The organism is Kitasatospora sp. NRRL B-11411, from assembly GCF_000721345.1.
GTDB lineage: Bacteria > Actinomycetota > Actinomycetes > Streptomycetales > Streptomycetaceae > Kitasatospora > Kitasatospora cineracea.
Window position 1 is genome coordinate 1 of the sequence record NZ_JOGH01000179.1, and the last position, 9,221, is coordinate 9,221.

Annotated in this window: 7 protein-coding genes and 1 pseudogene; 5 read left to right on the top strand and 3 right to left on the bottom strand. The window is 76.9% G+C overall.

All coding sequences use genetic code 11. From position 1 onward, the window contains the following. Positions 1 to 107 precede the first annotated feature (107 nt). The 3 genes from IH44_RS0137405 (at position 108) to IH44_RS43455 (ending at position 5,532) form a co-directional block, all read left to right on the top strand. Positions 108 to 635, top strand: coding sequence for a MarR family winged helix-turn-helix transcriptional regulator (locus tag IH44_RS0137405; protein ID WP_030464306.1), 528 nt, complete (start codon positions 108 to 110; stop codon positions 633 to 635). Positions 636 to 850: 215 nt separating this feature from the next. After that, on the top strand, positions 851 to 1,330 hold the full coding sequence (locus IH44_RS43450) for a hypothetical protein (protein WP_051818131.1): 480 nt from the start codon (positions 851 to 853) through the stop codon (positions 1,328 to 1,330). Then, positions 1,327 to 5,532 carry an ATP-binding protein gene (locus tag IH44_RS43455; RefSeq protein WP_051818133.1) on the top strand — a complete coding sequence of 1,402 codons (4,206 nt, stop codon included), beginning with the start codon at positions 1,327 to 1,329 and terminating at the stop codon, positions 5,530 to 5,532. Before IH44_RS43450 ends, IH44_RS43455 begins: the two co-directional genes overlap by 4 nt. Positions 5,533 to 5,576: 44 nt before the next feature. On the opposite strand, the gene IH44_RS0137420 is transcribed toward IH44_RS43455, so the two are convergent. The 3 genes from IH44_RS0137420 to IH44_RS0137430 all read right to left on the bottom strand — a co-directional run bounded on the left by IH44_RS0137420 (position 5,577) and on the right by IH44_RS0137430 (position 7,972). Continuing rightward, a complete protein-coding gene (locus tag IH44_RS0137420; RefSeq protein WP_030464309.1) occupies positions 5,577 to 6,530 on the bottom strand; it encodes a protocatechuate dioxygenase in 954 nt (317 codons plus the stop codon). Positions 6,531 to 6,639: 109 nt separating this feature from the next. Further along, the gene (locus tag IH44_RS0137425) at positions 6,640 to 7,395 is read right to left on the bottom strand and encodes a 1-acyl-sn-glycerol-3-phosphate acyltransferase (RefSeq protein WP_030464310.1); all 756 of its coding nucleotides are present in this window, start codon (positions 7,393 to 7,395) and stop codon (positions 6,640 to 6,642) included. A gap of 136 nt (positions 7,396 to 7,531) precedes the next feature. Further along, positions 7,532 to 7,972 (bottom strand): DUF4395 domain-containing protein, encoded by a 441-nt coding sequence (locus IH44_RS0137430; protein WP_030464311.1) that lies wholly within the window; start codon positions 7,970 to 7,972, stop codon positions 7,532 to 7,534. Between the two features lie 207 nt (positions 7,973 to 8,179). On the opposite strand from IH44_RS0137430, the gene IH44_RS0137435 reads away from it, so the two are divergent. Together IH44_RS0137435 and IH44_RS45975 are read left to right on the top strand one after the other, a co-directional pair. After that, complete coding sequence (locus IH44_RS0137435; RefSeq protein WP_030464312.1) at positions 8,180 to 8,593, top strand: thioredoxin family protein; 414 nt, start codon at positions 8,180 to 8,182, stop codon at positions 8,591 to 8,593. Positions 8,594 to 9,126: 533 nt separating this feature from the next. Beyond that, a pseudogene (locus IH44_RS45975) lies at positions 9,127 to 9,221 on the top strand (electron transfer flavoprotein subunit beta); the annotation flags it as partial.

Consider the following 9,221-nt stretch of genomic DNA (forward strand, 5'->3'; position numbering starts at 1 on the left):
AGGGGGTGGGGGTGGCGGCGGAGGTGGTGGACATGGGTGGGCCTTTCGGGGTGGGTGGAGGGCAGGCCGGGGTGGCCGGCGGGCGGGCCCCGGCGGTGCGTCCTAGAATGGACAACGTGGTTGACCAAAACGTAAACCAGGTTGTCGATTCGCGCAACGGGGAACCGGCCGGCCGGGCCAGGGACGGGTTCGAGCTGCCGCTGCTGCTGTTCGCCGGATTCCGCACGATCATCGACGAGTTGCACGACCGGCTGGCCCGCGAGGGGCACCCGGACGCCCGGCCCGCGTACGGCTTCGCCCTGCAGGCGATCGGGATCGACGGGGTGAGTGCGAGCGAGATCGGTCGGCGGCTGGGGGTGTCCAAGCAGGCCGCCGGGAAGACCGTCGACCGGCTGGAGGCGCTCGGGTACGCGGAGCGGGCGGACGATCCGCGGGACGCGCGGCGCAAGGTCGTCCGGTTGACGCCGCACGGGCTGGACCTGCTGGCCCGGTCGGCGGCCGGGTTCGAGGAGATCCGGGGGCGCTGGGCGGCCGCGCTCGGGGAGCGGCGGCTGCGCGAACTGGAGGACGGGCTGGCGCAGTTGACCGGCTCGTCCGGGTTCCGGCTGGACGCGGCGGGCTGGTTCACCGGCTGAAGGCGCCAGCGGTCGGCTGGTGCACCGGCCGAGCAGCCGTCGGCGGGCCAGTGCACCGGCTGGAAGGCGACGGCGGCGGGGCGCGGGGAGGGCGGCTCGGTGGACACGGTCCGGTGAACGTGCTCCGGTGGGACCCCGGCCGGGCGCGTCGGGTGGCACCATGGGACGGCCGGGTCACGGCGATGGGACGGGAACAAGCGGTCCAGGGGGAACGGATGCTCGCCGAATCGTTGGTCGCGCTCGCCGGTGCGGGTGGTACGGCGTTGGTGGGGGCGATGGCCACCGACGCCTGGCAGACCGTCAGGGACGGCGCCGCCAGGCTGTTCGGGCGGGGCGGGGCGGCCGGGCAGGAGCTGGTGGAGGCCCGGCTGGACCGGGATGCCGGGCTGGTGGCGCTGGCGTCGGAGCCGGAGCGGGCGCGGCAGGGGCTCGCCCCGGCGTGGCAGGTCGAGTTGGAGGCGCTGCTGACCGCGCACCCCGAACTGGCCGATGAGCTGCGGGTGTTCGTGGAGCAGACGGTGGCCGCGCTGCCCCGGGCCGAGCAGCACTGGACGTTGAACGTGACCGCGCGCGACCACGGCCGGGCCTACGGCGCGCTCGGCGGGAACGTGGTGGTGCACGAGGCGGCGCAGCCCGATCCGCCGCGCGGGCCCGTCCCGGACGGCGGCGGGGAGGCGGGCGAGGGGCAGCGGTGAGACCGCCGGGGCCGTCCGACGGGCGGGGCGGGTGGTCGGGGCGGGCGGAGCAGCGGGTCGTCGCGGAGGCCGGGTTCGCGTACGGGGCGATCGGTGCGGACATCCACGTCTTCGGCGACGGCACGCCCGTCTACGTGCTGGAGAACTGGCGGCCGGGGGAGGCCGTCGAGGACGCCTGGCTGGGCGAGTTGCCGAGCCGGATGCTCAACGCCCGCTGGGAGGTGGTCGGTTTCACCGGCCGGGCGGCGGAGCTGGCCGAGCTGCGGGCCTGGTGCGGGGGCGGCCCCCGGCTGGGGGTCCGCTGGCTGCACGGGCCCGGCGGGCAGGGCAAGACCCGGCTGGCGGCGCGGCTGGCCCGGGAGTTGGCCGACGACGGGTGGAAGGTGGTCACCGCCACCGAGGGCCCGGGGTCGGTGCTGCCGCCGCCGGGCAGCCAGGACCTGCGGCTGGACGGTGCGCCGGGCCTGCTGCTGCTCGTCGACTACGCCGACCGGTGGCCGCTCTCCCACCTGACCTGGCTGCTCAGCAACGCGCTGCTGCACGACCCGGCCGTGCCGGCCCGGGTGCTGATGCTGGCCCGGGACACCGGGCCCTGGCCGGCGGTCCGCGCGGTGCTGGCCGACCACCGGGCCGGGACCTCGGCGCAGGAGCTGGCGGCCCTCGGTGACGGCGACGACCCGGCCGGCCACCGGGCCCGGATGTTCACCGCGGCCCGGGACGGCTTCGCGGCGCGCTACGGGGTGGCGGTCCCCGGCTGGATGTCCCCGCCGCCGTGGCTGGACGGGCCGGAGTTCGGGCTGACCCTGGCCGTCCACCTGGCGGCGCTGGTGTCCGTCGACGCCCACCTGGCCGGGCGGCGGACGCCGACGGACCCGGCCGGGCTGACCGTCTACCTGCTGGACCGCGAGCACCTGCACTGGGCGCGCCGGCACGGCGACGGGACCCACCGGCTGGACGGCGGCGGCGCCCACCGGTCGGACGACGGTTCCGGGGAGGCGCCGTGGACCACTCCGCCGGAGGTGATGAACCGGGTGGTGTTCGCGGCCGCGCTGACCGGCCCGCTGGCGCCGCAGGCCGGTGCGCGGGTGCTCGGCGGGCTGGAGCTCGGGCTGCCCGCGGAGCGGGTGCTGGCCGACCACGCGAGCTGCTACCCGCCCGCCGGGGCCGGCCGGGCCACCGTCCTGGAACCGCTCCAACCCGACCGGCTGGCCGAGGACTTCGCCGCCCTGACGCTGCCCGGCCACGCCGCGGACTACCCGGCCCGGGACTGGGCGCCGGGCAGCGTCCGCACGCTCACCGGCGACCGGCCGGCCCCCGGCTGGGTCCGGCGCACCCTGCTGCTGCTGGCCGCGGCCGCCGAGCGCTGGCCGCACGTGGCGGACGGGCACCTGTTCCCGCTGCTGCGCGGGCGGCCCGGGCTGGCCGTGGAGGCGGGCAGTCCGGTGCTGAGCGCGCTGGCCGCGCTGCCCGGCGTCCCGTTCGACCTGCTGGAGGCGGTGGAGTCGCAGCTGCCCCCCTACGACCGTGTCGACCTGGCGCCGGGCGCGGCCGACCTGGCCTGCGTGCTGGCCCGGCGGCGGCTGGCCCGCACCGGGGACCCGGCGCAGCGGGCGGCGATCCACGCCCGGCTCGCCAACGCGCTGGCGGGGGCCGGGCGTTACCGCGAGAACCTGGACGCGCTGACCGAGGCGGCCGAGCTCTACCGGCCGCTGGCCCAGGCCGACCCGGCGACGTTCGAGCGGCCGCTGGCCTTCGTGCTGTCCAACCTCGCCACCCGGCTGGCCCGGTACGGGGAGCGGCAGACCTCGCTGGCCTTCGCGCTGGAGGCGGTCGACACCGCCCGGCGGCTCGGCCTGATGGAACCGGCGGCCACCGGGACGGGCGGCGGCGCGCTGCTGGTCAACCTCGCGAGCCGGCTGCGGGTGGCCGGGCGGACGGCGGAGGCGCTGGAGGCCGACCACGAGGCGCTGGAGATCTTCTGGCGGATGTCCCGGACCAGGCCGTCCGAGGAGGAGGGGCCGGCCCACCTGCGGGTCTGCCTGAACAACATCGCCATGCTGCTGCCGCGCGGCTACCTCGGAGGCCGGGCCGCGCTGGCGGCGCTCGAACAGGTGGTGGTCCTGGACCGGCGGCTCGCCGCGGGCAACCCGGCCCGGTACGAGGCCGCCCTGGCCGGTGCCCTGCGGATGCTGGCCGAGTGGCTGGTCCAGCACTACGAGCGGGCCGAGACGATCATCCGGGCCGCGCCGGACAGCCCCGGCCTGCACCAGCCCGTCGCGGCGGGCTGGCGGCAGCGCGCGGTGGCCCTGGCCGGGGAGGCGGTGGAGACCGACCGGCGGCTGCTGACCGGAGCCTCCGCCGTGATGGAGCTCCAACTCGCCGAGTCGCTGCGGGTGTTGAGCCGCGCCCTGGTCGCCGCCGGACAACCGGAGGAGGCCGCCGTCGCGCTGGCGGAGAGCGCCGCGCTGCGGGAGCGGCTGGCCGAGCCCGAATCCGCCCGCCCGGTGGACGTCGCCGAGCCGCCGGAGCCGGTCGACCACCGCCGGGAGACCATGGCGGCGGCCCGGACCGGCGTCACCCTGTGCGCGTACCTGGCGAGCGTCGACCCCGAGGCCCACCGCCCGTTGCTGGCCGAGGCGTTGGAGCACGTCGGGGCCGTCGCCCCGTACGACCGCGCGGGCCTGGCCGACCGGGAGGCCGCCGTCCCGCTCTGGCAGGACCTGGTGGACGCCGACCTGCCGGCCTACGGGCCGTCCCTGGTCAGCGCGTTGGCGGTGATCCGGGCGGTCCGGCGCACCCTCGGGCTGGACGCGGAGGACGAGCGGGCCGGCGCGGAGCAGGAGCGGCTGGCGGCCCGGGTCGCCGCCGCCGAGCAGGAGCAGCGGCGCCGCCGCCTGGCCCCGCGGCTGCCCTGGGGGCCGGCCGGGGAGATCGACGCCGAGGCGCGGCGGCTCACCGGGGCCGGGGACGACGCCGGGCTGTGGGCGCTGGCGCTGTCCGTCCCGGTGGCGGACGGCGCGCGGCTGGCTCGGGCGCTCGCCGGGCGGTGGCAGCCGCCGGGCCCCGCCGCGCGGGCGCTGGCCGAGCGCCTCGCGGCCGCGGACCCGGCGGTGCCCGCCCGCCGTTCCCCGGCCGCCCCGGACCGGGAGCTGCCGGCCCTCGGCGGCAGCGCGGACGGCGTCGGGTTCGCCCACGGCCGGCCCGCGCTCGCGGTCAACGGCTTTCAGCCGGACGGCCGTTGGGCGCTCAAGGGGTTCGACGCGGGCAGCGGCCGACTGCGGGTGCTGCACCGCGGCGCCGGCCCGTACGGGTGGGAGGCGGTCGCCTGCCTCGGCCCGCGGCGGGCCGTCGCCGTGCTGGACCTGCCGGAGCCGCCGCACCAGGTGCTGGCGCTGCTCGACGGCGGCGCCGGGGAGCAGCTCGCCGAGGGCAACGCGCTGCGCGGCGCCCGGGTGGCGGCCACCGCGGACGGCTACGTGGTGGGCCTGGCGCGGATGCGCGGCATCCTGGTGGGGACGGGCGGCGAGCCCCCGGTCGCCGTCGACCTGGCGGGCACCGGGCTGTCGCGCTGCGACCGCCTCGCCGTCGACCCGACCGGCACCCGGGTCGCGCTCACGGACGGCCGCCGGACGGTGCTGGTCGGCCTGCCCGAGGGCCGGGCGATCGCCGCGGCCGAGACCGGGGGCGCGGCGGAGGCCGTCCTGCTCGGTCCCGACCTGCTGGTCACCGCCGGGGTCGGGGGAGGCCTGCGCCGCTGGGAGCGGCACGGCGGGCAGCTGCGGGAGACCGGCGCGGTGGACACCCCGGCCCTGCACCCGCTGTTCGCGGTGCCGTCCTGGCGGGTGGTGGGCGGCTGGGCGCTCGGCCGGCCGCACTTCCACGACACCGGGACGCTCGACCCCGTCCCCGAACCGCCGCCGACCGCCGGGCTGTCGGAGCCCGTCACGGCCTGGAAGGCGTCCGCGGACGGCCGCTACGTCGTCCACGGCGGCAGCCCCGTCGGGGCCGGGCCGGGCGTGGCGCCCCGCACCCTGCTGCACGACCTGCACCACCCGGCGGCCTGGCTGGCCCGGCCCGCGGCCGCCGTCACCGCCGCCGACCTGCCGGTGCTGGCGGCGCTCGCCGCCCGGGCCGAGCGGCGCCTGCGGCCGCTGCTGGGGCTGCTGCACGACGTCGCCGCCCACCGCCTCGCGGGGAGCTGATCCCGGGCGGGGCGGCGGGCGGTGGGCGGTGGAGGCTGAGGGGACTACTTGCCGTTCTTGTCGGGGTCGGCGGCGAAGGTGATCACGCCGAGGTAGCCGTCGCCGTCCTCGGTGACCTTCAGCAGCATCGACGGCTGGTAGATGCTGTCGCCGTCGTTGAAGGTGTCGCGGCCGGTGTGCGTGCTGTACGGGGCCTTGGCGAAGACCGCGGTGTTCAGCGCCTCGTCCATCATCACCTGGGTGGTGAGGGTGCGTTCGTTGTCGATGTGCACCATCGCGTGGACGTGGACGGTGCGGCCGGAGTACCAGCCGGGCCAGACGGTGGTGAACTCGACGATGCCGTCCTGGTTGGTGACCTGGGCGCCGCGCAGGTAGCGCTTGTCGTCCTGCGGGGTCAGGTCGGCCATGCCGTCGTTCGCGCCACCACCGGCACCGGCACCGGGGCCGCCGGGGCCGCCCGAGGGCGGGGCGCCGGTCGGAGCGCCGGAGGGCGGGGCGCCGGTCGGGGCGCCCGACGGGGGAGTGCCGCCGCCCGGGCCGCCACCGCCGCCGGTGGACAGCTGCTCGGCGCCCGAGTACGTGCCGGACGCGTCGCAGTGCCAGATCTCCACCACCGCGCTCGGGATCGCCTTGCAGCTCTCGCTGTCCTGCACCCGGATCGCCAGCCGCAGCCGGACGCCCTCGCGGTCCTCGCGGATGTCGCTGCGGATCTTGTCGGCGTCGAAGTAGTACGGGCCCTGGGTGGTCTGCGCGGTCAGCGCGCAGGTGTTGGCGTCCGCGAACAGGCCGGTCAGGTCCTCGGTGGTCGACGCCTGCGGGGAGATCGAGGCGTCGACCCCGGTGGTGGTCCTCGCGCTGGTGCTGCCCCCGCCGGAGCTGGAGCAGGCCGCCAGCAGCGCGCCCAGGCCGATGCTGCTGATGCCCGCCAGGGCGCGGCGGCGGCTGACCCGCCGGCCCTCGTCGTGGTCGTGCCCGGGGTGCTGCTGTTCGGCTGCCATCGGTTTCCCGTCCCTTTTCGATCCCTTTACCGTCCCGGGCAGCGTAGGAACGGCGGATGAGGGCGGTCTTGGGATCGGATGAGAGAACGGTGGCCGGGCCGACGGGCCGTCAGCGGGCGGTGCGGCGCTCCGCCTCGGCCGCGTCCTCGGCCTCCGCCTGCTCCAGGGTCGGCGCGGTGCCGCCCAGGTGGGCGGGCAGCCACCAGGAGTCGTCCGGGCCGGCCGGCTTCGCCGGGTAGTCGCGCTGGGCGCGGTCCAGCATCTCGGTCATCGCGGCGCGCAGGCGGCGGGTCACCATGACGGGCTTGTCGGTCGGGGCCAGGTGGATCGGCTCGCCGATCATGATGGTCACCGGGACGTGGCGCTTGGTCAGCGTCTTCGGGCGGCCCTTGGTCCACAGCTGCTGGGTGCCCCACAGGACCACCGGCAGCAGCGGGGTGCCGGAGTCCGCGGCCATCCGGGCCGCACCGGTCTTGAACTTCTTCAGCGTGAACGAGCGGCTGATGGTGGCCTCCGGGAACACCCCGACCACCTCGCCCTCGCGCAGCGCCTTCACCGCGGCCTCGTACGCGGGCTGGCCGTCGGTGCGGTCCACCGGGATGTGCTTCATGCCGCGCATCAGCGGGCCGGAGATCCGGTGCCGGAACACGTCGTCCTTGGCCATGAAGCGGGTCTTGCGGCGGCCCACCCGGTACGCGCCGAAGCCCGCGAAGATGAAGTCCAGGTAGCTGATGTGATTGCTGACCAGGACGGCGCCGCCGGTGGCGGGGACGTGCTCGGCGCCGACGATGGAGATCCGCAGGTCCAGCGCCTTGAAGGCGGCGAGCGCGGTACGGATCACCGGCGGGTACACGAACTCAGCCACGGTCAGCCCTACTTCCCACGGGCCATGCGCCCGGTCCGGTGGTACCCGGGGCGTGGTGGCAGGGCCGAGAAGTCGCGGCACGCCGCGGCGGCCACGGGTGTTTCCCCCCGATGATCCCCCGAACGGGCACGGTCTGTCACGCCCGGCCCCCTCCGGGGGTCCGGGCGCGGGCGCGGTGCAGCAGCAGGTAGAACTCGCAGCCGAGGCAGTAGTCGAAGGCGGCGTTCAGGAAGGCGGCGGCCAGGGCCAGTGCGGTGAGGGCCGTGGCGAGCGGGCCGAGGCCGGCCAGTGCGGCCAGGACGGCGAGCAGCGTGAAGGCCAGGCCGACGCCCTGGGCGAAGCGCGGCGGGCGGGCGTCCTCGAGTTCGGCGGGCGGCCCGAGCCGGGGGCGGACCAGGGTGCGGTAGAGCAGGCCGTAGGGGGCGTAGCGGTGGCCGCCGAGCGCGCCGGCGGCGAAGACCGCGGCCTGGACGGCGAGCAGCGGGCGGCTGCCGGTGATCAGGGCGGCGGCGAGGACGAGGGTGGTGAGGACCGCGGCGAAACGGGGGCCGCGGGGGTCGATCTGCGCGGGCTGCACGGAGGGGCTCCGGAGAAGGGGTCGCTGGCGGGAGGTCGGACGTCGGGGACGTGCGCTCAGCGACAGCGGGTGGTGCAGGCCCGGCACAGGTCGATCACCCGGCGGCTGGTCAGCCGGGCGTTCGACGACGGGGTGCGGGCGGTCACGGGGGCGATGCTACCGGGGCGGGGCTGCCGGGCCCAGGGGCGGGTTTGTCACACTGGACGGGTGACCGGACTGATCGTGTGCCTGGTGGTGCTGGCGGTGGCCGGCGGGTTCGGAGTGCTGCGCAAGGTGCGGGACGGGAGGCTGCGGGTGCGGGGCGGGGACGGTGCGGTGCGGTTGACCGGGGCGGAGCTGGGGGCGCCGTTGGGGGCGCGGGCGACGCTGGTGCAGTTCTCGACGTCGTTCTGCCAGCCGTGCCGGGCCACCCGGCGGACGCTGGCGGAGGTGGCCGGGATGGTGGAGGGCGTCGCGCACGTGGAGGTGGACGCCGAGTCGCAACTGGAGCTGGTGCGGCGGCTGGAGATCCTGCGGACGCCGACCGTGCTGGTGCTGGACGCGTCGGGCCGAGTGGTGCGGCGGGCGGCGGGGCAGCCGCGCCGGGCGGACGTGATCGCGGCGCTGGGCGAGGCGGTCTAGTGCCGCGTCAGGCAACCTTTGCCGTGAAGGAGCGGCTCCCCCAGCCCCAAGGGGGCTGGGAGGTGCCCCCTTGGTGCGTGCTCTCGGCGTGCCGGCCGGAAGCCCTCGTACTGGATGTACTTGGGTTTTCGGCCGGTGCGGCGAGCGGGCCCCTCCTGCCCGATGGCGGGCAAGGAGGGCGCGTGCCGGGCGTCGCGACGGGCGAAGGTTGCCTGACGCGGCACTAGGAACCGTCCGGTGCGGGGCGTTCAATCTCACAGGGGATCTGGCGCCGAGTCAGGTGGCACTCGGGTCGGGCTGGGGCAGGATGGGCCACAGGCGGCGGCATGGTGCCCGGCCGGACCGGCGGGCAGCGTAAGCTACTGGCGAGTAGTGACGGCTGGGCTACTCGTGAGTATGCTGCCGGGGAGTTCCGGAGGGGCACCTGCGCACGTCGCTCGGGCCGCGGGCCCCGCGCGTGGGGCGAGGATCGCCCGGCGCGCACGGACCGTTGCCGCAGCCGCCGGATCGGACCAGTAACAGGAGAGCAGGCCGTGAGCTTGAGGATCGTTGTCTGTGTGAAGTACGTGCCCGACGCGACCGGTGACCGTCGCTTCGCGGACGATGCCACCACCGACCGGGAGGGCGT